General features: G+C 70.5%; 19 protein-coding genes. 7 read left to right on the forward strand and 12 right to left on the reverse strand.

Going from position 1 to position 21291, the window contains the following annotated elements:
* Positions 1-11: 11 nt before the first annotated feature.
* The 4 genes from ACK99Q_RS14545 to ACK99Q_RS14560 are packed head-to-tail and all read left to right on the forward strand — an operon-like array spanning position 12 to position 5389.
* Positions 12-2489, forward strand: a complete 2478-nt coding sequence (locus ACK99Q_RS14545; RefSeq protein ID WP_410186825.1) for a DNA topoisomerase (ATP-hydrolyzing) subunit A — start codon at positions 12-14, stop codon at positions 2487-2489.
* A gap of 5 nt (positions 2490-2494) precedes the next feature.
* Positions 2495-3181, forward strand: a complete 687-nt coding sequence (locus ACK99Q_RS14550; protein ID WP_410186826.1) for an LppX_LprAFG lipoprotein — start codon at positions 2495-2497, stop codon at positions 3179-3181.
* A gap of 10 nt (positions 3182-3191) precedes the next feature.
* The gene (locus ACK99Q_RS14555) at positions 3192-4898 is read left to right on the forward strand and encodes an MFS transporter (RefSeq protein ID WP_410186999.1); all 1707 of its coding nucleotides are present in this window, start codon (positions 3192-3194) and stop codon (positions 4896-4898) included.
* Entirely contained in the window at positions 4895-5389 is a 495-nt protein-coding gene (locus tag ACK99Q_RS14560) for a beta-class carbonic anhydrase (protein ID WP_410186827.1), read from the forward strand. Before ACK99Q_RS14555 ends, ACK99Q_RS14560 begins: the two co-directional genes overlap by 4 nt.
* Before the next feature lie 61 nt (positions 5390-5450).
* On the opposite strand, the gene ACK99Q_RS14565 is transcribed toward ACK99Q_RS14560, so the two are convergent.
* The gene (locus ACK99Q_RS14565) at positions 5451-6458 is read right to left on the reverse strand and encodes a nitronate monooxygenase (protein WP_410186828.1); all 1008 of its coding nucleotides are present in this window, start codon (positions 6456-6458) and stop codon (positions 5451-5453) included.
* A gap of 120 nt (positions 6459-6578) precedes the next feature.
* Positions 6579-7037 carry a hypothetical protein gene (locus ACK99Q_RS14570; protein ID WP_410186829.1) on the reverse strand — a complete coding sequence of 153 codons (459 nt, stop codon included), beginning with the start codon at positions 7035-7037 and terminating at the stop codon, positions 6579-6581.
* A 463-nt stretch (positions 7038-7500) separates the two neighbouring features.
* Here ACK99Q_RS14570 and ACK99Q_RS14575 point away from each other — a divergent pair, with 463 nt between their 5' ends.
* Positions 7501-7887 carry a hypothetical protein gene (locus ACK99Q_RS14575; protein ID WP_410186830.1) on the forward strand — a complete coding sequence of 129 codons (387 nt, stop codon included), beginning with the start codon at positions 7501-7503 and terminating at the stop codon, positions 7885-7887.
* A gap of 28 nt (positions 7888-7915) precedes the next feature.
* Here the strand turns inward: ACK99Q_RS14575 and ACK99Q_RS14580 are convergent, their stop codons facing one another.
* The 3 genes from ACK99Q_RS14580 to ACK99Q_RS14590 form a co-directional block, all read right to left on the reverse strand.
* A complete protein-coding gene (locus ACK99Q_RS14580) occupies positions 7916-8368 on the reverse strand; it encodes a hypothetical protein (protein ID WP_410186831.1) in 453 nt (150 codons plus the stop codon).
* 71 nt (positions 8369-8439) lie between these two features.
* Positions 8440-8928, reverse strand: coding sequence for a hypothetical protein (locus ACK99Q_RS14585; RefSeq protein ID WP_410186832.1), 489 nt, complete (start codon positions 8926-8928; stop codon positions 8440-8442).
* On the reverse strand, positions 8928-11054 hold the full coding sequence (locus tag ACK99Q_RS14590; protein WP_410186833.1) for a type IIA DNA topoisomerase subunit B: 2127 nt from the start codon (positions 11052-11054) through the stop codon (positions 8928-8930). Before ACK99Q_RS14590 ends, ACK99Q_RS14585 begins: the two co-directional genes overlap by 1 nt.
* Positions 11055-11108: 54 nt before the next feature.
* Here ACK99Q_RS14590 and ACK99Q_RS14595 point away from each other — a divergent pair, with 54 nt between their 5' ends.
* Complete coding sequence (locus ACK99Q_RS14595; RefSeq protein WP_410187000.1) at positions 11109-11339, forward strand: hypothetical protein; 231 nt, start codon at positions 11109-11111, stop codon at positions 11337-11339.
* 82 nt (positions 11340-11421) lie between these two features.
* Here the strand turns inward: ACK99Q_RS14595 and ACK99Q_RS14600 are convergent, their stop codons facing one another.
* Entirely contained in the window at positions 11422-12963 is a 1542-nt protein-coding gene (locus ACK99Q_RS14600; protein ID WP_410186834.1) for a phospholipase D-like domain-containing protein, read from the reverse strand.
* Between the two features lie 108 nt (positions 12964-13071).
* Between ACK99Q_RS14600 and ACK99Q_RS14605 the strand changes: the two genes are divergently transcribed.
* Positions 13072-14313, forward strand: coding sequence for a polysaccharide pyruvyl transferase family protein (locus tag ACK99Q_RS14605; protein ID WP_410186835.1), 1242 nt, complete (start codon positions 13072-13074; stop codon positions 14311-14313).
* A 64-nt stretch (positions 14314-14377) separates the two neighbouring features.
* Here the strand turns inward: ACK99Q_RS14605 and ACK99Q_RS14610 are convergent, their stop codons facing one another.
* From ACK99Q_RS14610 to ACK99Q_RS14635, 6 genes are all read right to left on the reverse strand, one after another.
* Entirely contained in the window at positions 14378-15703 is a 1326-nt protein-coding gene (locus ACK99Q_RS14610; protein WP_331283485.1) for an RNA polymerase sigma factor, read from the reverse strand.
* A 102-nt stretch (positions 15704-15805) separates the two neighbouring features.
* Positions 15806-17281, reverse strand: coding sequence for a glutamate--cysteine ligase (locus tag ACK99Q_RS14615; protein WP_269306627.1), 1476 nt, complete (start codon positions 17279-17281; stop codon positions 15806-15808).
* Positions 17282-17301: 20 nt separating this feature from the next.
* Positions 17302-18270 (reverse strand): DUF4192 domain-containing protein, encoded by a 969-nt coding sequence (locus ACK99Q_RS14620; RefSeq protein ID WP_410186836.1) that lies wholly within the window; start codon positions 18268-18270, stop codon positions 17302-17304.
* A gap of 95 nt (positions 18271-18365) precedes the next feature.
* Positions 18366-18944: a hypothetical protein gene (locus tag ACK99Q_RS14625; RefSeq protein ID WP_410186837.1), complete on the reverse strand. Its 579-nt coding sequence runs from the start codon at positions 18942-18944 to the stop codon at positions 18366-18368.
* Positions 18941-20590, reverse strand: coding sequence for a copper resistance CopC/CopD family protein (locus ACK99Q_RS14630; protein ID WP_410186838.1), 1650 nt, complete (start codon positions 20588-20590; stop codon positions 18941-18943). The genes ACK99Q_RS14625 and ACK99Q_RS14630 overlap by 4 nt, the downstream gene beginning before the upstream one ends.
* Complete coding sequence (locus ACK99Q_RS14635; protein ID WP_410186839.1) at positions 20587-21282, reverse strand: YcnI family protein; 696 nt, start codon at positions 21280-21282, stop codon at positions 20587-20589. The genes ACK99Q_RS14630 and ACK99Q_RS14635 overlap by 4 nt, the downstream gene beginning before the upstream one ends.
* Positions 21283-21291: the final 9 nt, after the last annotated feature.

The following is a 21291-nucleotide window of genomic DNA, read 5'->3' on the forward strand; positions in this document are numbered from 1 at the left end:
GGGGCGGGAGAATGGCCGGCGTGACTGGATCGAGTACCGAGACCGTGGACTTCGAGGAGCACATCCTCGACACCGACGTCGGCGACGAGATGCGCTCCAGCTTCCTCGAGTACGCCTACTCGGTGATCTACGCCCGGGCACTGCCCGACGCGCGCGACGGCCTCAAGCCCGTCCAGCGCCGCATCCTCTACACGATGGACGAGATGGGCCTGCGCCACGACCGTCCGCACGTGAAGAGCGCGCGCCCGGTCGGCGAGGTCATGGGCAAGCTGCACCCGCACGGCGACAGCGCGATCTACGACGCGCTCGTGCGCCTCGTCCAGCCGTGGGCGCTGCGGCTGCCGCTGCTGGACGGCCACGGCAACTTCGGCTCGCCCGACGACCCGCCCGCCGCGATGCGCTACACCGAGATCCGGATGGACCGCGCCGCCGAGGCGATGACCGCGTCGCTCGACGAGGACACGGTCGACTTCAAGCCGAACTACGACGGTCGGCTGCAGGAGCCCACCGTGCTCCCGGCCGCGATCCCCCAGCTGCTGGTCAACGGCGCGTCCGGCATCGCGGTCGGCATGGCCACGAACATCGCCCCGCACAACCTCATCGAGGTCGTCCAGGCGCTGCGCCACCTCATCGACCACCCCGACGCCGACCTCGACGCCCTCATGCGGTTCGTGCCGGGTCCCGACCTGCCCACGGGCGGCAAGATCGTCGGCCTCGACGGCATCCGCGACGCCTACGCCACCGGCAACGGCTCGTTCAAGATGCGCGCCACCACCCGCATCGAGAACGTGACGCCGCGCCGCATGGGCATCGTCGTCACCGAGCTGCCCTACAACGTCGGCCCCGAGAAGGTCATCGAGTCGATCAAGAAGCTCGTCCAGGCCAAGAAGATCCAGGGCATCTCCGACCTCAAGAACCTCACCGACCGCACCCATGGGCTGCGCCTGGTGATCGAGATCAAGAACGGCATCGTCCCCGAGGCGCTCCTGGAGCAGCTCTACCGCCAGACGCCCTTGGAGACCTCCTTCGGCATCAACGCCGTCGCGCTCGTCGACGGCCAGCCGCGCACGCTCGGCCTGCGCGAGATGCTCACGGTCTACCTCGAGCACCGGATCGACGTCGTCCGCCGTCGCACCACGTTCCGCCGCACGAAGGCCGCCGACCGGCTGCACCTCGTCGACGGCCTGATGATCGCGATCCTCGACATCGACGAGGTCATCCAGCTGATCCGGTCCTCGGAGAACCGCGGCGAGGCGCGCCAGCGCCTCATGTCCGTCTTCGACCTGTCCGAGCTCCAGGCCGACTACATCCTCGACCTCCAGCTGGGCCGGCTGACGAAGTTCTCGCGGCTCGAGCTCGAGCGCGAGGCCGACGAGCTGCGCCGCCTCATCGAGGAGCTCGACGCGATCCTGGCCGACGAGGGCAGGCTGCGCTCGGTCGTCGGCGACGAGCTCGCCCAGATGGCCCAGCAGTTCGGCACGCCGCGACGCACCGTGCTGCTGGAGTCGGCGGGCGTTCCCGCGCCGATCGCCAAGGGCGGGTCGCTCGAGGTTCCCGACGACCCGTGCTGGGTATTGCTGTCCTCCACCGGCCTCGTGGCGCGCACGTCCGACGCCGAGCCGCTGGGCGACCACGGCCGCCGCGCGAAGCACGACACGGTCGTGGCCGCGGTCCGCGCCACCGCGCGCGGCCAGGTCGGGGTCGTCACGTCGGCCGGCACGGTGCACCGCCTCGAGGTCGTCGACCTTCCGGCGCTGCCGCCCACGGCCGACTCCCCCCGCCTCCAGGGCGGCGTCCCGCTGGGCGAGCTGCTGAGCCTCGACGGTGAGGCGCTCACCCTGATGACGTTCGACGAGGACGTGCCCGGGCTCGCGCTCGGCACGCGCGACGGCGTCGTCAAGCGGGTCAAGCCCGACCACCTGTCCAACCGCGACTCGTGGGAGCTCATCCGGCTCGAGGACGGCGACCAGGTCGTCGGCGCGGTGCCGCTGGCGACGGGCGAGGAGGAGCTGGCGTTCGTCACCTCCGAGGCCCAGCTGCTGCACTTCCCCGCCTCCCTCGTGCGCCCGCAGGGCCGCAGCGGCGGCGGCGTGGCCGGCGTCAAGCTCGGTGCCGGCGCCCGCGTGGTCGCGTTCGGCGCGGTGTCCGACGTCGAGTCGGCCCACGTCGTCACGGTGGCCGGCAGCTCCGACGCCCTCCCCGGCACCCAGGCCGGCTCGGCCAAGGTGAGCCCGTTCGCGATCTACCCCGGCAAGGGCCGCGGCACCGGCGGCGTCCGCTGCCAGCGCCTGCTGAGCGGCGAGGACGCCCTCGTGTTCGCGTGGGTCGGCGACGGCACCCCGGTGGCCTCGGCCGCCAGCGGCTCACCCGTCGACCTGCCCGAGCCGGTGGAGAAGCGGGACGCCTCGGGCACTCCGGTGGGTCAGCCGATCACGGGCGTCTCATCGGCCGCGGCCTCCTTGCCGGGGGCGCGAGACGTGTCAGACTGACCGACGTGTTTCCTCGACTGCTGACCGCGACGATCCTGAGCAGCGCCCTGCTGCTGACCGCCTGCACCGGCGACGACTCCGACTCCGGCGACCCTGCCGAGCGCCTCGACGCCGCGTCACAGGCGCTCGCGGAGGCCGAGTCGTTCGACATCTCCCTGAGCACGAAGGAGCTGCCCAGCGGGCAGCGCGGACTGCTCTCGGCGGACGGCGTCGGCGACCAGTCCCCCGCGTTCCAGGGCGACGTGAAGGTGGTCGCCGGTGGCGCCACCCTCGCGGCCGAGGTCATCTCGGTCGACGGCAAGACGTACGCCAAGACCGGCTTCTCGCCCGTCTGGGCGCCGCTCGACCCCGCCTCGCTCGGCGCGCCCGATCCGGCCGACCTCGTGGGCACCGACGCCGACTCCGGACTCGCCGGCCTGCTCAAGGCCACCGAGGACGTCGAGGCCGGCGACCAGTCCCGCGACGGCGACCTCGTCCTCACCGAGATCACGGGCGACCTGCCCGGCGAGCGCATCGCCGAGCTCATCCCCACGGCCGACAAGACCGAGGACTTCGACGTCACCTACCGGCTCACCGACGACGACGAGCTGCACGACGCGAAGATCACCGGCCCGTTCTACGGCGGTGAGGACGTGACCTACACGCTGCGGCTCGAACCGCGCGACGAGCCCGCCGGCATCGAGGCCCCCTGATCCGGTGGCGATGAAGGAGCTCGCGTCCCGCGGGCTGCTCGCGCTCGCGGCGGTGGCCATCGGCTTCGCCGCCGCGGACACGTACGTCGTCGTCCTGGCGCTGCCGGACATGATGACGGCCGCCGGCCTCACGGTGGCCGAGCTCCAGCGGGCCGCGCCGATCATCTCGGGCTTCCTGCTGGGCTACGTGGCGGTCCTGCCGCTCATCGGGCGGGTCTCGGACCTCCGCGGGCGGGTGCCCGTGCTGATCGGCTGCCTCGTGATCTTCGCGATCGGCTCGGTCGTCACGGCGGCGGGCTACGACCTCACCACGATCGTCCTCGGTCGCCTCATCCAAGGCATCGGCGGCGGCGGTCTCATCCCGCCGACCCTCGCGCTCATCGCCGACACGTGGCCCGCCGAGCGACGCGGGCTGCCGCTGGGCATCGTCGGCGCCGTCCAGGAGCTCGGCAGCGTCGTCGGCCCGCTCTGGGGCGCGGCGATCCTCGCCTTCGGCACGTGGCACGACATCTTCTGGCTGAATGCCGCGGTCGGCCTCATCATCGGCGCGGCGCTGCTGCGTCACCGCCCGGCCGAGCGCGATCGCGGCTGGGACGTGCCCGGACTGGTGCTGGCCCTGCTGGCCGGCGGCTGCCTGCTGCTGGTGATGCTCGAGCCCGAGCGGCTCACGACGGGCGTCACGAGCGGGCTGGCGTTCCTGCCGGTCGTCGGCGACTCGCGGTGGCTCACCCCGCTCGCACTCGTCGGCTACGGCCTGCTGGTGGCGTTCGCGGTGCGCCAGGCCACCGCAGCCCGTCCGCTGCTCGCGTGGCGCGAGTGGGGCGAGGTGGCGCGCCAGACCGACCTGTGCGGCGCCACGGCGCTCACGGTGGCCCTCGGCGCCGTCATCCTGACGTTCGCCAGCGCGGAGCCCGAGCAGGCCGTCGTGTCCGAGGACGCCATCGTGCTGCTTCCGGTCGCCGCGATCGCCCTGGGTCTCTTCGTCTGGCGGGGGCGGCACGCGTCGCACCCGCTCATCCCCCGCGGCTCGCTCACCGCGACGCCCGCGTGGGGCTCGATCGCCGTCTCGTTCTTCGTCGGCTCCGCGCTGATCGCCGCGCTCGTCGACATCCCGTTCTTCGCGCGCCTCACGATCGCCCCCGACGACCAGCTCGAGGCCGCCCTCGTGCTGCTGCGATTCCTCGTCGCCCTGCCCGTGGGCGCCGTCCTCGGTGGCTGGCTGTTGCGGCACCTGCCGGCGGGCCCGCTGACCGGCGCGGCCCTCGCCCTCTCGGGAGGCTGCTTCCTCGTCATGGCGACGTGGGACCAGAAGTCGCTCGAGTCGTTCGCGTCGACGATCGTGCTCGCGGCGTGCGGCCTCGGCTTCGGGCTCGCGATCGCGCCGGTGAACGCCGCCCTGCTCGAGCACACGGCCGACGACGTCCACGGCCTGGCGAGCGCGCTGCTCGTCGTCGCGCGGATGGTGGGCATGCTGATCGGCATCTCCGCCCTGACCACGCTGGGCCTGCGGGCGTTCCACTCCGCCGTGGAGCGGATCCCGCCGATCGAGGAGCTCTGCAACGGCTCGGCCACCGCATGCCGCGCCTACAACGGGGCGATGCGCGACGCCGGGATCGCGCAGTTGCAGGCCGTCTTCACCGGCGCCGCGGTGGCGGCGTTCGTCGCGGCGGCCCTCGCCCTGCTGCTCCTGCGCCGGCGCGCTAGTTTCTCCTCATGACCACCTCTTTCGACGACCTGCTGGAAGCGAACCGGCTCTACGCCCAGGACCACGAGGGAGGCTTCGACGGCATCGCCCGTGCCGGCGTCCTCATGGTGACCTGCATGGACTCGCGCATCGATCCCCTCGCGATGATCGGCCTCCACGAGGGCGACGCGAAGATCCTGCGCAACCCCGGCGGCCGCGTCACCGACCAGGTCCTCGTCGCGATCGTGCTGGGCGTGAGCCTGCTGCAGGTCAAGCGCGTCCTGGTCATCGAGCACACGCGCTGCGCCATGGCCTCCTCCACCGAGGAGCAGGTCAAGGACCGCGTCGCGGAGTTCACCGGCACCGACGCCTCGTGGATGTCGATCGGCGTCATCGAGGACCAGCAGGCCACCATCCGCGCCGACGTGCACAAGGTCCGCAGCCACCCGCTCGTCCCCGACTCCGTCGAGGTCGGCGGCTTCCTCTACGACGTCGACAGCGGCCTGCTGACCCCCGTCGACTGATCCTCTTCGGGAGCGGTGAGCTGTCAACCCTTCCCGCCCTGCAGCGGTGGACCGGCGTCCTTCAGGGTGCGAGTGACGCCAGCACCTCGTGCGCCGGAGCCGGCCGGGCCTCCCGGAACCCGGTTCCGGCCCAGAGGTGCAGGTGGTCGCGGTCGTCGTGCTGCGCGGCCCGGCGGCGCATCGGCGAGGTCAGGTGGTGGACCGCCGGATAGGCCGGCGGAGCCGCGGACTCGTACCGCTCGCTGAAGGCGGTGCGGATCCCCCGCGCGACGCGGCCGGTGAACGCCCGCATCGTGGCGGTCTCGGATCCCGGGTCCGCGAGCGCTGCCCGGTGGGTCGGGCGGGTCCCTGCCTCGTCGGCCAGCAGCAGCGCCGTGCCCACCGCCACGGCCTCGGCACCGGCCTCGAGCGCCGTCCGGACCGCTGAGGCGTCGGACACTCCCCCGGCGGCGATCACCGGCACTCCGGTCGCGGCGACGACCTCACGGACGAGCGACGGCAGGTCCTCGGTCCCCGGCTCGCGCCGCTGGTCGAAGGTCCCGCGGTGCCCGCCGGCCGCTGCCGCTTGGACGACCAGTCCGTCCGGATCGAGCTCGGCCGCCGCACGGGCCTCGTCCGGGTCGGTGACCGTCAGGAGCAGGCGTGAGCCCGCCTTCCGCAGCCGGGTCGCAGTGCCGACGTCTGGGAGTCCGAAGGTGAAGCTCACCCACGGGACCGGCTCGCGGACCAGGAGATCGATCTTCGCGTCCCAGTCGTCGTCATCGTCCGCGACCACGGGGCCCACCTCGGCCCCTGTCGACTCGACCTCGGCGGAGATGAGGTCGCGGTAGCGCCGCACCGCGTCCAGGTCGACGGGCTCGCGCTCAGGGACGAACAGGTTCACCCCGAAGTCGCCCGACGACGCGCGTGCCTCCGCGACGTCCTCGGCGAGCTGCGCCGCGGTCCGGTAGCCCGCCGGCACGAAACCGAGACATCCGGCGTCGCTGACGGCGCGCAGCAGCGCCGGCGTCGTCGGCCCTCCGGCCATCGGCGCCGCCACGATCGGCGAGGTGAGGCTCAGACTCCGCATGCGCCCATCCTCTCTCCCGCCTCAAACGTCGGCCGTGCCCAGATCGCCGCGTCGCCGGCGGGCCGAAGGCGGTGATCGATGGCACCTTCTCGGGGTATGCGCCACCGCGGCCGGAGGCGGTCAGAGCGCGCTGTACGACTCGTAACGAACAGTCCGACCTCGACGGAGCCAGCCCGGGACCGGCAAGCAGCCGCGCGGTGTGCCGTACCCGGTCTCGCTGAGAACCTCACCTCTCATCAGCGTGACGTCGACGCGAGGGCGGCCCGGTCCAAAAGTCTCCACCACGTGTCCCGCGACGACGGCACGCGCCAGCTGCGAGATGAACTCGACGTCCTCCACCGCCGCGCCGAGCTCCCACCGTCCGCCGTGGTGCCCGGCCTGCACCTGCAGCGCTTCGACGACATCGGAGTCAGACCAGAACTCGATCCAGTGAAAGCCGAGAGCGCCCGGAGCGATCGGTGCCACGTCGACGAACCGCATGCCCGGCGCCTCGCTGGTCGTGACAGTGGCAAGACCTGCACAGGACCTCATCACGTCCTCTCGCAGCAACGTCAGCCGACGCTGGATCTCATCGTCCATCCCGAGTCGGGTCAGGCGTCGATGAGCTCGGAGTCGATCTCGTAGGCGCCCTGGATGATGAACCTCGTCCGCTATAAAGGGCACATGACGCCTTCACCAAGCGCATGGGGGAGACGGAACCCACAAGTGGGAGTACAACAGCGTGGATACCGGCAAGCCTGCTGACAAGAAGCGCAAGGCTCCCCGCACGGGCGAGGAGTACACGCCCACCATCAAGGACGTGTACGTGCGCTTCAAGGGCTGACAGCCGACAGCAGAGCCCCCGATACGACCTAGGTACCGGGGGCTCTGTCGTGCCATCCTAGTGGCGTTTCGTGGGTGCGACTGAAAGGCAGCAATGGACTGGTCATTCTTGACCTCGGAGAACGCGCCGTGGTGGTGGAGTGCCGTCACGGTTGTGATTGGCGCTGTCGCGGGTGGCCTACTCACGTCGTGGTCTATGGCGAAGTCGGACAAGCGAAGGGTGGACGCCGAAGAGGCGCGATATATCAAGAATCGACTACTCAATGAGGTCGGGCTCTACTTCGCTGTCACAGAGCGATACCGCCTCTTTCTCATGTCGGCTTTGCGAGGCGCGTGGGACGGCGATGGCAACTTGGTTGACACCAGCGGCTTGGACACTGAGCGCGCCAGTGAACTCATAGAGGAAAGCCGGTCGTTGCACGCCCGGGTTGTGATGCTTGCTCCCAGTCCTGTGGATAAGGCGGCGGACGCCTGCGCCGACAAGAGCAGTCAACTGTGGCAAGCCATCTTCAATGGTCGGGACGAGTACAAGGCCGCTCTAGACGCGCTAGACGTGGAGAATCAGGTGTTGCGGCAGATTACCCGCGAATACGTCTTGGGCGAGTAAGTGCCTCGATGCGGAGCGGACTCCATCATCAGACCTCATCCAAGAGACGCCGCACCGTCAGCACGGCTTTCTCAACCTCCACCAAGTAATCGCCCTCACCCAGCAACACTGCGTCTGTTGTCTTCATAAGAAGCACGCTGCGTTCGGGGGAAACGTAGTCAGACCCAGCAACTTCAATTACCGCCCTGACAAGTTCTCTGACGTTGAGCCGTTGCTGCATGTCCAACTCGGAGTTGTCTGGATTCGCATTCAAGGTGTAACCGGCTTGGCTGACCTTCCTGAGACAGTCGTATAGGTTCTCAAGGTCCTTGAGCCGCCGTTGTCGGACATGCTCGGTGCGCTCAGCCTGAAACTTCTCCCGGTCGAGCCTCAGCCGCTCCCGGTCGGCCTTGGGCGCGAAGACGTACACGAGCACTCCGCCGAGACCGCCACCAACGACGAAGGTTGCCAGATACGTAACGCCGTAGTGCCACCACTCCATGAGACCTCAACCTACGTGAGCCAACTCCCGCAACGCATGCGGAATGGCGGGAGATACCCCGTGGCAGTGTCTCAGATGGAGTCCAGCAAGCGACGGACGATTACCAGAGCATCGCTCACAGCACGCGGGTAGTCGTCGGCTTGAGTGGGGTACTCAGGCCTCTCCAAGTTCGTCATCTGTCGAGTCCAGAAGAGCGCCGCTTGCTGCGCCTTGAGTAGAGCCACTGCGTCCTCTACTGCTGTCCCCTCCAATGACATGACCGTTGCAGTCGTCGCCATGAGGCTCTTGACCTTCTCGCGACTATCGGGCCCGAACACTTCCGGCGAGAATGGACGGGCGTTGAAGTCCCGCAGTTCCAACACATCTTCAAGTGATTTTTGAAGGGCTTCTAGGTCTTTCATCCGGCGCTCCCGCACGTGCGCCCTCTTCTCCGCTTCCCACTTCTCACGGTCCAGTTTCAGCCGCTCGCGGTCTGCCTTTGGTGCGATGAGATAGACCGCCAGACCACCGAGACCACCGCCAGCAACGAATGTCCCGAGGTAGGGCAGCCACTCCCCCATCAGAAGTCCAAGTCCTCTTCGCTTATGTGTCCTCCGTTGACGACGATGAACTCCTTGCGGGGCGGGACCTCGTTGCCCATGAGCAGCTCGAACACGTCGGCGGCGGCCTCGGCGTCGTCCACGGTGAGGCGGCGCAGCGTGCGGTGGCGCGGGTCCATCGTGGTCTCGGCCAACTGGTCGGCGTCCATCTCGCCCAGGCCCTTGTAGCGCTGCGGCGCGTCCTTCCAGCGGATGTTGCGCTTCTTCAGCTCGGCCAGCTTCCGCTGCAGCTCGGGATCGGAGTACGTGTAGATGTACTTGTCCTGCCCCTTCTTGGGCGAGACGAGCTCGATCCGGTGCAGCGGCGGGACGGCGGTGTAGACGCGGCCGGCCTCCACCATCGGGCGCATGTAGCGGAAGAACAGCGTCGCCAACAGGCAGCGGATGTGCGCGCCGTCGGAGTCGGCGTCGGCCATGAAGATGATCCGGCCGTACCGCGCCGCGTCGAGGTCGAAGGTGCGGCCCGAGCCGGCCCCGACCACCTGGATGATCGACGAGCACTCGGCGTTCTTCAGCATGTCGCCGATGCTGGCCTTCTGGACGTTGAGGATCTTGCCGCGGATCGGCAGCAGCGCCTGGAACTCGGCGTCGCGCGCCGACTTCGCGGTGCCGAGGGCCGAGTCGCCCTCCACGATGAACAGCTCGGAGCGCTCGACGTCGTTGCTGCGGCAGTCGGCGAGCTTCGCCGGCAGGGCGCTCGACTCGAGCGCGTTCTTGCGGCGCTGCGTGTCACGGTGCTGGCGAGCTGCCAGGCGCGTGCGGGAGGCCCCGACGACCTTCTCCATCACCTGGCGCGCCTTGGCCTTCTGCGCGGTCTTGGTGGAGGTCAGGAACGCCTTGAGCTCGCGCGCCACGATCTTGTTGACGATGCGGGTGACCGGCGGGGTGCCGAGCACCTCCTTCGTCTGACCCTCGAACTGCGGCTCGGCGAGGTTCACGGTGACGACGGCGGTCAGCCCCTCCAGCACGTCGTCCTTGATGACGTCGGGGTCGCCGTTCTTGAGCATGCGCGAGCTCCGCAGGACCTCGTTGAACGTCTTGGTGACGCCGCGCTCGAAGCCCGACACGTGGGTGCCGCCCTTGGGCGTGGCGATGATGTTGACGAACGACTTCACGACCGTGTCGTAGTCGGTGCCCCACCGCAGTGCGATGTCGACGCCGAGCGTGCGCTCGACGTCCTGCGGCGTCATGTGGCCCTTCTCGTCGAGCACCGGCACGGTCTCGACGAAGGTGTCCTCGCCCTGGATGCGCAGCACCTCCGAGACGGGTCCGTCGGGCGCGAGGAAGTCGCAGAACTCCGAGATGCCGCCCTCGTGGAAGAAGTCCTCCTCGCGCGGCTCGTCGGCGCGCTCGTCGCGGATGCGGATGCGCAGGCCGGGCACGAGGAAGGAGGTCTGGCGGGCGCGGGCGACGAGGTCCTCGTAGGAGAACTTGGCGCCCTTGATGAAGATCTGCGGGTCGGCCCAGTAGCGGACGCGCGTGCCCGTGCGGGCCTTCGCGACCTTGCCGACCTTGCGCAGCGTGTTGTCGGGCGTGAAGTCCGCGTCGGCGCCGTCGCCCGCGAACACGCCGGGCACGCCGCGGCGGAACGACATGGCCCATGTGGCGCCGCCCTTGTCGACCTCGACGTCGAGGCGCGCCGAGAGCGCGTTGACGACGGAGGCACCGACGCCGTGGAGGCCGCCGGTGGCGTTGTACGAGCCGCCGCCGAACTTTCCGCCCGCGTGCAGCTTCGTGTAGACGACCTCGACGCCGGTGAGGCCCGTCTTGGGCTCGATGTCGACCGGCACGCCGCGTCCGTCGTCGCGGACCTCCACCGAGCCGTCGCCGTGGAGCAGGACGTCGATGTGCGCGCCGTGACCGGTCAGCGCCTCGTCGACGGAGTTGTCGATGATCTCCCACAGGCAGTGCATGAGGCCGCGGGTGTCCGTCGAGCCGATGTACATGCCGGGTCGCTTGCGTACCGCTTCGAGCCCCTCGAGGACGAGCAGATTGCGTGCGTCGTACGTGGAAATGTCCGGTTCCTCCTCATCGATTCCCCCGGCTCTCACGGTATCGAGCCGACCCCACCGGATCGCACGTGACACGCCCCGTCGGCGCGTCCGACGCGCGTTTGGCCGGATGAGGGAGTATTCATGGTGATGTTCGACGACACCCGACGAAATGAGGACACAGTGACGGCCACTGCCGAGTTCCCCGCCCTCACCGCCTCCGACCGCTGCGATCGCTGCGGTGCGCAGGCGCTGGTTCGCGTCGAACTGCCCTCGGGCGGCGACCTGGTCTTCTGCGGCCACCACGCCCGACTGCACGAGACGCGACTGCGTGAGATCGCCGTGGACTACCACGACGAGAGCGACCGACTCACCGTCTGAGGCGCTCCCGCCCAGCCGAGAACGACGACGGCGCCGGACCCCGAGGGGTCCGGCGCCGTTCTCGTCGCCCCGTACGTGAGGCTCAGTACTTGAAGACGCCGTACGACTTCGTCTGGGTGACCGAGCGCCAGTGCTCGACGTACGCGTCATACACGTCGGGGTCGGTCGTGATGGTCGTGATCTCGTCACTGGCCACCAGGTTGGAGCCCGTGAGGTTGGCCGAGCCGGCCAGGACGAGCTTGACGCGCGCACCGGACTTGGGCCAGACGCCACCGCCCGGGAGACGCTCCTCGGGGTTCATCTTGTTCCGCTTGAGCTTCGCGTCGACCAGGATCGCCTTGTCGTGGATCTGCGCGTAGGCCGCGTCGACCTCGGTGCGCGACGTCTTGAGCACGTCGAGGATCGGCTTGCACACGCGCAGCAGCTGGCGGCAGTGCTCGAGGTAGTTCTTCTTCAGGTCGTCCTTGAAGGCCACGACCGAGACGCGGCAGCCGCCGTTGTTGAGCGCCGCCAGCTTGTACGCCAGCGCGATGCGGCGGTACTTGAAGCGGTTCTCCATGACGCGGATGCGGCACTGCTCGTCGGGGACGATGCGGTTCAGCATGTTGAGGATCGGGTCGCGGCCGTTGGTGGGCGTCGCGCGCAGCGGCGTGACGTGGACCGTGTAGTTCGAGAGGTTCGAGTACAGCAGGCCGCGCTTGGCGTAGGCGCTGGAGTAGCCGTCGCGGGTGGCGGTGCGGTAGCCGTAGCGCGTGCTGCGCTTGGCGATGTAGCGGCCGTAGTCGGAGCCGATGCGGCGCTCGGCCCACATGTCCTTCCAGACGCCGCGCATCTGGTACCAGAGCTTCTTGTCGTTGTAGACCGTGCTGCCGTTGTTGTAGGTGCGCTCCGCGCTGCGGCCGCCGAAGTTCGTCGAGCCGGTCCACACGACGCCCTTGGCGCGCTTGTTGCTGCGCGTGTAGGTGTCGCTGACCATGACGATCTTGGAGTGCATGATCGCACCGTTGACGCGCGAGAGGCAGGCCATCGACTTGCCGTTGGAGCAGATGCGGAACTTGCCGTACTTCGTGCCGTTCAGCTGCTTGCGCAGCTTCTTCGAGGCGCCCGACAGGTGCGCGTTCGGGTGGATGAACTGCACGTTGACGCCGGCCTTGGCGGCGCGCACGAGCTCGCGTCCGACGCGGACCGAGTCCTCCATGCGCGAGTTCGCGGCGTAGACCGAGGTGGCGCGGCGCTGCTTCTTCGACTTGAGCTTGCCCTGCGGGGTCTTGTACGAGCCGCGGATGAGGCGCTCGAGGTCGTTCAGCAGGGAGTAGTCGCGGTTCGAGGCGCCGCGGTCGAAGTACGGGCGCGAGAAGTTGGCCTCGACCTCGACCGGGTAGGCCGCGCCGTAGGGGCGTCCGCGGACCGCGGTGGCGGCCGGCGCGACGGCCTGCGGGGTCACCGCCTGGGTCTCGACACGGGGCGCCTCCTCCGTCGGCGCCGCCTGCGGCTCGGCGGCCGCGGCGGGGTCGGCGACCTCGGTCTCGTCCGCTCCGAACGTGGTGGAAGCGGCGACGAGCGGCAGCACGAGCGCACCGAGGGCGGCGACACTCGCGAGTCGAAGTCGATGACTGACGGACACGGTGGAACTCCCCCGAGACGACAACAAGCGGTCGCGACAGCCTAACCCATTGCCTCGTGGGGTCACGGGACCGCGGCGGCCGGGCGCCGCGTCGGTATAGTCCGGCGGGTGGCGCGCATTCTCCTGAAGGTCCACCACCCCACGCTGGAACCGGCCGACGCCACCACCGTCCTCGAGCGCAACCTCATCGGCAACAACGTCGGCAACCTCGCGTTCAGCCACGCCTCCGAGCGGCTCCTCACGCATCCGGGCGACGACGTCACGGCGGCGCCCACGGGGCCCTGGTTCGCCGACCCCGCCCGGGTCAACCGCGAGTTCGACCACGTCGTCTTCCCGCTCGCCAACCACTTCCGCGCCTCGAACCTCAAGGCGCTGGACCGCCAGTCCACCGCGATCGAGCAGCTCACCACCGGCTTCACCGTGCTGGGCGTCGGCGCGCAGGCCGACCTCGACGGCAACGCACCCCGTGACGAGCGCGAGGCCGTCGAGCAGGCCACCCGGCGTTTCGTCCGTGCGGTGCTGGACCGCGGCCCGTCGATCGGCGTCCGCGGCGACTTCACGAAGGAGTACCTCGTCGGCCTGGGCTTCGACGACTCCGAGGTCGACGTCATCGGCTGTCCGTCGATGTTCCTCCACGGTCCCGAGCTGCCGCTGCGGCTCCCCGACGCCGTCGGGGCCGACGACCCGATCGCCATCACGATCTCGCCCTACGTGACCGAGATGGGCCCGATCCTCGAGCAGAGCCTGCGCCGCCACCGGCACCTGACCTACATCGGGCAGGACGTCCACACGCTGCGCCTGCTGCTACGCGGAACCTCACTGTCCGGCGACGACCCCCGGCTGCCGCTCTCCCCCGAGCACCCGGTGTTCGCTCCCGGACGCACGGTGTTCCCGCTCAACATCCCGGCGTGGCAGGAGTTCCTGAGGAGCCAGCGGTTCGCGTTCGGCACGCGGATCCACGGCACGATCGTGTCGCTGATCTCCGGCACGCCCGCGGTCCTGCTGGCGCACGACTCGCGCACCCTCGAGCTGGCGCGATACCACCGCATCCCGTTCGTGCGACTCGACCAGCGCGACCCGTCCGAGGTCTCGGTGCCCGACCTGTTCGCGCAGGCCGACTGGGCCGCGCTCGTCGACGGGCATCGAGAGCGCTGGGACGTCTACGCGGCGTTCCTCGCGCGCCACGGGCTGCGGCACGGGTTCGGTCCCGAGGGCGGCGTCGAGCGCTTCGACGCCGCCCTCGCGGCCGTGGCCGCCGACCCCGGCTTCCCGCCCGTGGTCCGCTCGAAGGCCGGCCCGGTCTCCCCCGCCCGGCGTCTCGCCCGCGCGGTCCGCCGCCGCCTCCGCTGACCGGCCTCACACGAAGAACGGCCCGCGACCGTGAGGTCGCGGGCCGTTCGCCGTGTGGTGAGGCTCAGTCGAGGTAGTCGCGGAGGACCTGCGAGCGAGACGGGTGACGCAGCTTGCTCATCGTCTTGGACTCGATCTGGCGGATGCGCTCGCGCGTGACGCCGTAGACCTTGCCGATCTCGTCGAGGGTCTTGGGCTGGCCGTCGGTGAGGCCGAAGCGCATCGAGACGACGCCGGACTCGCGCTCGCTCAGGGTGTCGAGCACGGCGTGCAGCTGCTCCTGGAGCAGCGTGAACGACACGGCGTCGGCCGGGACGATCGCCTCGGAGTCCTCGATGAGGTCGCCGAACTCGCTGTCGCCGTCCTCGCCGAGCGGCGTGTGGAGGCTGATCGGCTCGCGACCGTACTTCTGGACCTCGACGACCTTCTCGGGCGTCATGTCCAGCTCGACCGCCAGCTCCTCCGGGGTGGGCTCGCGGCCCAGGTCCTGGAGCATCTGGCGCTGGACGCGGGCCAGCTTGTTGATGACCTCGACCATGTGCACCGGGATGCGGATGGTGCGGGCCTGGTCGGCCATGGCGCGGGTGATGGCCTGGCGGATCCACCACGTGGCGTACGTGGAGAACTTGAAGCCCTTCGTGTAGTCGAACTTCTCGACCGCACGGATGAGGCCCAGGTTGCCCTCCTGGATCAGGTCGAGGAAGAGCATGCCGCGGCCGGTGTAGCGCTTGGCCAGCGAGACGACGAGTCGCAGGTTGGCCTCGAGCAGGTGGTTCTTGGCGCGGCGACCGTCGATGATGATCCAGTCGAGCTCCTCGCGGAGCTTGTCCGCGACGCGCTTGGACTTCGCGAGCTTCTCCTCGGCGAACAGGCCGGCCTCGATGCGCTTGGCGAGCTCGACCTCCTCGGCGGCGGTCAGCAGCGCGACCTTGCCGATCTGCTTGAGGTAGTCCTTGACGGGGTCGGCGGTGGCGCCGGCCACGGTGACCTGGACCGCGGGCTCGTCGGTGTCGTCGGCCGAGGAGAGCGTGAAGCTGGCCTCCTCGTCCTCCTTCAGCGTGGGATCTTCCTTCAGGTCCTTCTCGAAGACCTCGTCGGCGATGTCCGGGAGGACCTTCTTGCCGTCGGCGTCGACCGCGGGCTTCGTCTCGAGCACGTCGGCCAGATCGACCTGGTCGCCGAGGACGACCTCGCCACCCTTGGCGGCGGCCTTCTTCGCCGGAGCCTTCTTGGCGGCGGCCTTCTTCGCCGGAGCCTTCTTGGCGGGGGCCTTCTTCACGGCGGAACTCGCGTCGGTGACCTCCTCCGACGCGCTCGCGGCCTTCTTGGACGCCGGTGCAGGCGCCTTCTTCGTGGTCGCTGCCTTCGCGGTCTGGGCGGCACGAGTCACCGGATCATCAACCTCACAACGTCGTTCGGGGCATGACAATGAGGCCTGCGGTCAACCTCTGGCACCAGTGTGCCACGGTCCCCAAGACGGACGAGTACCGGTTCAGTCGACGGGCCAGGAGTGCACCGGTTCGTTGCTGTGCATGTGCTCGGCGTAGCGGCGCGTGAGGGCCCGCATCGAGTCGAAGACGTCGCTCCCACGCTCGTGGATCCGGTCGAACTGCTCGGTCATCCACGTGGAGCCGTTCCGCCCCGTGACACAGCGTCGCTCGATGATCGTGAGGAACTCGTCGATGACCGCGCCGTCCACGCCCCGACGCTCGAGGCCCACGTGAGCCAGGGGCAGCAGGTGGCGCAGCACGAGCTCGCGCACCGGCACCGTGCCGATGCCGGGCCAGTAGGCCTGCGCCTCGATGCCCGCCGCGGCCGCCTCGTGGAAGCCCTCCTCGGCCGCCTTGAACGACAGCTGGCTCCAGACGGGACGCTCCTGCTCGGTCAGCGCGGTCACGAGGCCGTAGAACAGCGCCGCGTTCGCCACCGTGTCCTTGACCGTGGGACCCGCGGGCAGCAGCCGATTCTCGACGCGCAGGTGCGGCTTGCCGTCGACGACGTCGTAGATGGGGCGGTTCCAGCGCCAGATCGTGCCGTTGTGGAGACGCAGCTCGGGCAGGACCGGGATCCGACCGGCCTCGATCTCGGCCACCGGATCCTCGTCCTCGACGATCGGCAGCAGCGCCGGGAAGTAGCGCGAGTTCTCCTCGAACAGGTCGAAGACCGAGGTGATCCAGCGCTCGCCGAACCACACCCGCGGCCGGACGCCCTGCGCCTTGAGCTCGTCGGTGCGCGTGTCGGTGGCCTGCTCGAACAGGGCGATGCGGGTCTCGTGCCACAGCCGCTTGCCCAGGAAGAAGGGCGAGTTCGCGCCGACGGCGATCTGGACGCCCGCGATCGCCTGCGCGGCGTTCCACGTGGGCGCGAAGTCGTCGGGCTCGACCTGCAGGTGCAGCTGGGTGCTGGTGCAGGCGGCCTCGGCGATGATCGTGTCGATCGTCGTGCGCAGCCGCTCGACGCCGTTGATGACCAGGTGGATGTCCTCCCCGCGTGCGGTGAGGATCTGGTCGGACAGCAGGTGGTAGCGCGGGTTCGCCGAGATCGCCTCGCGGGTCAGGTGCGGCGCGTCCAGCGTGGGCAGGATGCCGATCATCATGAGGCCGGTGCCGACGCTCTGCGCCTTGCCCTGCGCGACGTTGAGGTCCTCGCGCATGCGCTCGGCCATGTCGGCCAGTCCGCGGCCCGCAACGGGTGCCGGCGGCACGTTGATCTCGACGTTGAACTGGCCGAGCTCGGTCTGGAAGTCCTCGGTCGCGATCGCGTCGAGCGTCTCGGAGTTCCGCAGCGCCGGGTCGCCCGAGTCGTCGACGAGGTTGAACTCGATCTCGATGCCGACGTGCGGATCCGGCACCGAGAAGTCCTGCTGTCCCAGCATCGCGGCGAGCACGTCGAGGTTGCGACGCACCTTGGCGCGGTACCGAGCCCGGTCCTCGCCCGTGAACTCCCGGGCCTCGACGTCCTGTCCCATGTCGCCAGCCTAGGGGCGGATCAGGGCCTCGCGCCCGCTGTGGCCCAGAGGTCGGGATGCATCCCCGCCTCGAGCGCGCCGCGGAGCAGCTGGCCCATCCGGTAGTGCGGCTCCAGCACGAGGGCCCGCTCCAGCGCGAACCGCGCGCGGACCCCGTCGCCCATCTGCCAGGCCGAGAACCCCGCGAGGCACAGTGACGCCGGCGCGAAGTCCGCGGCCGCGATGCGCGAGACCGCCGCCCACAGCTGGTACATCTGCCCGGCGTTGTCCCGCGTGATCCGCAGCCACGCGGTGTCGCGGACCTGTCGTCCGGAGGCACGCACCGCGAGCTCGACGAGCTGCCCGTCGGTGAGGTGCTCCCCCGCCAGGAACCGGTCGGTGAGATCGGCGACGGCAGCGCACTCCCCCGCGAGGAATGCGTCGGGATCGGTGGTCAGTGCCCGGGCCATGAAGCGCCCGAGCTCCTCGTCGTGCGCCGCGTCGAGCCAGCGGCGACGGGGGTCGCGCGCCGGAGCCACCTCGGCGGCGAGGTCGGACCGGTCCCGCGCGATGACCTGACCCTCGGCGACGGCGCGGACGATCGCCTCGTGGTGGGCGTCGAGCGTGTACGGCTGGCCCTCGGGCGGGACCTCCGGGAGGTCGGCCCAGAGCCGGTGGTCGTCGGCCCAGATCGTCAGCCAGTCACGGCCCGGCGGCAGGGCGTCGCGCAGCGCCAGCGCCATCGTCCGGGCGCGCTCGGCGTCGGAGGAGAGTCCGAAGACGAAGAAGCCCTCGTCCCCGTTGCGCAGCAGGTGCGGGGCGAGCTCGGCCGCGAGCGCCTGCTCGTCGCCCGGCTCGGGCAGGTCGTGCCGCAGCCGGAACCCGAACCGGCAGCGCGGACCCGAGACCGCCATGCCGATGACGCACTCGCGGGGCACGAACCCGAAGAAGGTGGGCAGGGCGTTGAGGAGGTCCTCGTGGGTGTGGGCGCGGAACACGGATTCGGTCATGGGCCGACCCTCGTGGTCGAGGAGGGTCCGGCTGAACCCCTCGCCGGCGGCCTGTGGACGGCCGGACGGGCTCGGCGCGGCCTGTGGACGGTCGGCTAGGGACGCCCGCTCCGGCGCCGCGCCACGGCCGTGCCGGAGGCGGCCGCGAGAACGAGCACCGCGACCACGAGGGCCACCTGCGCGCCGTCGGCCCCCGGGGAGACGCTCGGCGGACGGCGCACGGTCATCCGCGGATCCACGGACTCGGGCGTCGCCTCGAACTCCGCCGAGGACGCCTCACCCCGGCCGCCACCGGCGCACCGTTGCTCCACGCCGAGGACGACCGACGCGCCGGGCTCGGCGCCGATGCGCGACGTCAGCAGGAACTCGGTCACCTGTCCGGCCGGTATCCCCGGTCCGGTGAACTCGACGCGGGAGCCCTCGAGGAGGCGCGTCCAGCCGTCCGGTGCGGTCGCGTCGACCAGGGCGACGCCCTCGGGCATCTCCAGGACGAGGCCGGTCGTCGACGCGTCGCCGCATCCCCCGTCGACGGCGACGACGAGAACGGACGTCCCGTCTCCCTGGGGCAGGACCGCGTCGACCGACGCGTCCGCCAGGGCCGGCGGGGCCGACCCCAGGAGCACGGCGAGAAGTGCCGCCACGGCGGCCAGGGCCGATCCTCGACGCAGGCTCATGGGATCTCCACCTCCGCGGACACGACGGGCTCGTCGAAGCGGGTCAGCCGCGCGGCCACGAGGAAGCGCCACGATCCGGGGAGCGGCAGGTCCGCGGTCCCCTCCCAGTGCCCCTCGGCGGTTCGCGTGAGCGGCCGGTTGATCGGGCCGAGGTCGCCCTCCTCGAGTGCGATCTGCAGCCGTGGGGGCTCCGCGAGATCGACGACGCGGCCGGCGGCGTCGGTCAGCGTCACCTGCACGGCGTTGACGCCGCGGCGGGCCGGTGTCACGACGAGCTCGACGCGGTGGGTCTCGGCGAGGTCCAGCTCGACGCGCTGGACGATCGGAACGTCCTCCAGCACGGTGTCGGCCCTCGGAGGCGGGGTCTGCCCCACCAGCACGCCGGTGGCGATCAGCACCCCCGCGATCGTGACGGCCTCGAAGGCCACCGTGCGACGCAGCACGCGTTCGGCACCGGTGGCGTCGCGGCCGCTGACCCGGCGGACGAGGACTCGCCGATTCCAGACCGCCACGGCGACGACGGGCACGAGCAGAGCGGTCTTGACCAGCACCGCGCGCCCGTACCCGGTCTGCCACAGCGCCGGAAGCGAGTTGGCGACCCTCCAGTAGAGGACGGCCCCCGCGACGGCGAGCGCGACGACGGCGACCCCGGCCAGGACGGAGAACCGGCTGATCGTCGTCGCGCGGTCCTGGACGCGCAGGGTCGATCCGGCGGCCAGCACGATCGCGAGGCCGAGCAGCCCGCCCCACCACACGGCACCGGCGGTCGCGTGGACGAGGTCGGCCGGGACCACCACCCACCACGGGCCGTAGCTGCGCGTGTGACCGACCGGCGCGAGCGAGCCGATCAGCAGGGCGATGCCGACGGCGGCGAGGACGGGCTCGCGCGTGCGGCCCCAGAGGGCGGCGACAGCGCCGAGGGTCGCCACGAGGGCGGCCGTGCCCGCGGACGACGTCGAGCCGTCCCGCCAGGACTCCCACGCCACGACCGAGGAGAGGTCGGCGCCCGACTCCCAGACGGCGGTCAGGGGGATGAGGAGGATCGAGCCCACGACGCACAGGAGCGCGAGTCCTCGTGCGACACCGCGCGTGCGGCGCTCGACGGCCTCGTGGCGGCGCACGGGACGCGGCGCGACGAGGAGCCAGAACGCGACGAGGCCCGCGAGGCCGAGCACGCCGGCGTAGCGAAGTGCCTCGACGACCGTCCGGGCGACGACGAGCTCGCGCTGGGCCTCGGAGTCGGGAACGCCGATGGCGCCGGGCGTCTCCTGGCCCACGGCGAACGTGAATCCACCGGTGACGGGGTGCGAGTCGGCCGACACGACGCGCCACGTCACGACGTGCGTCCCCGTCGGCAGGGGCTGGTCGGGGCGGATGGTCAGGACGGAGTCCCGCACGGAGAACTCCGCGGGCTCGACCTCGCCCGTGGCATCGAGCACGGCGTTGCCGTTCCCGGCGAGCGTCACCGGCTCGGTGAACGACACGGTGAGCTCGCCGGGCGAGGACGTCAGGACCTGACCGTCCGAGGGGTTGCTCCCGATCGGCGTGGCGTGGCCGAACGCTGCGGTCGGCCAAGCCAGGAGCAGGAGCAGCCCGGAGAGCAGGGCGGCGAGCCGTGCCCTCCGGGTGCGTGGGGCGAAGGTCACGCGCGCTTCCGCGTGCGTCCGAGCGCGAGGCCGCCGGCCGCCAGGCCGAGGGCGCCGAGCACGACGCCGGTCCAGCCGAGCGCGTCCGAGCCCGAGCCGGCCTCGGCCGGCTCCTCGTCGGACTCGGCCGCGTCACCGTGGCCGTGACCGTCGGCCTCGGCGGCCGTGGTCGTGATGAACGGCGCCGGGGACTCCGGCTCGTCCTGGCCCTCCTCGTAGGTCTGCGTCCAGGCGGTCTCGCCCTTCTCGCAGGTCTGGATCACGGGGAAGACGAGCTTCTCGCCCTCCTCCTCCGGCAGCGGCAGCTGCAACGAGACGGTGTCGCGCAGGCCGTCGGCGAGCGGCGTCTTCGCGGTGTAGACGACCTCCGCGACGCGCTCGGTGTACTCGCTGCCGTGGCTGCCCTTCACCGCGGACTCGAGCTTCTCGATCTTCTTCTCGACCGTCCAGTTCGGGTTGACCGTCGGCGTGACGGCGATGACCTCCTCGGGGATCTGGAAGGTGAGCTGCGTCGTCGGCGAGGCCTCGCAGCCGTGGCCGACCGAGAAGGTCAGCACGGCGTACGAGCCGGCTGCCGTCGACGACGGGGTGACCGAGACGTGTGCCGAGGCAGCGGCCGCGGTGCCCGCGACCAGTGCCGTCGATCCAAGCAGGACGGCGGCGGTGCGGGTGACGTGATGGGTGAGGGACATGTGGTTCTT

Origin of the sequence: Aeromicrobium sp. MLTX1 (genome assembly GCF_046452335.1) — a bacterium.
In the GTDB taxonomy this organism is placed as follows: Bacteria; Actinomycetota; Actinomycetes; order Propionibacteriales; family Nocardioidaceae; genus Aeromicrobium.

Bases quoted from the DNA above. Each gene is read 5' to 3' on its own strand.
- ACK99Q_RS14560 (WP_410186827.1), top strand. From the start codon at position 4,895: ATGACCACCTCTTTCGACGACCTGCTGGAAGCGAACCGGCTCTACGCC.
- ACK99Q_RS14545 (WP_410186825.1), top strand. From the start codon at position 12: ATGGCCGGCGTGACTGGATCGAGTACCGAGACCGTGGACTTCGAGGAG.
- ACK99Q_RS14635 (WP_410186839.1), bottom strand. From the start codon at position 21,282: ATGTCCCTCACCCATCACGTCACCCGCACCGCCGCCGTCCTGCTTGGA.
- ACK99Q_RS14615 (WP_269306627.1), bottom strand. From the start codon at position 17,281: ATGGGACAGGACGTCGAGGCCCGGGAGTTCACGGGCGAGGACCGGGCT.
- ACK99Q_RS14625 (WP_410186837.1), bottom strand. From the start codon at position 18,944: ATGAGCCTGCGTCGAGGATCGGCCCTGGCCGCCGTGGCGGCACTTCTC.
- ACK99Q_RS14595 (WP_410187000.1), top strand. From the start codon at position 11,109: ATGTTCGACGACACCCGACGAAATGAGGACACAGTGACGGCCACTGCC.
- ACK99Q_RS14555 (WP_410186999.1), top strand. From the start codon at position 3,192: ATGAAGGAGCTCGCGTCCCGCGGGCTGCTCGCGCTCGCGGCGGTGGCC.
- ACK99Q_RS14565 (WP_410186828.1), bottom strand. From the start codon at position 6,458: ATGCGGAGTCTGAGCCTCACCTCGCCGATCGTGGCGGCGCCGATGGCC.
- ACK99Q_RS14585 (WP_410186832.1), bottom strand. From the start codon at position 8,928: ATGGGGGAGTGGCTGCCCTACCTCGGGACATTCGTTGCTGGCGGTGGT.
- ACK99Q_RS14580 (WP_410186831.1), bottom strand. From the start codon at position 8,368: ATGGAGTGGTGGCACTACGGCGTTACGTATCTGGCAACCTTCGTCGTT.
- ACK99Q_RS14620 (WP_410186836.1), bottom strand. From the start codon at position 18,270: ATGACCGAATCCGTGTTCCGCGCCCACACCCACGAGGACCTCCTCAAC.
- ACK99Q_RS14570 (WP_410186829.1), bottom strand. From the start codon at position 7,037: ATGGACGATGAGATCCAGCGTCGGCTGACGTTGCTGCGAGAGGACGTG.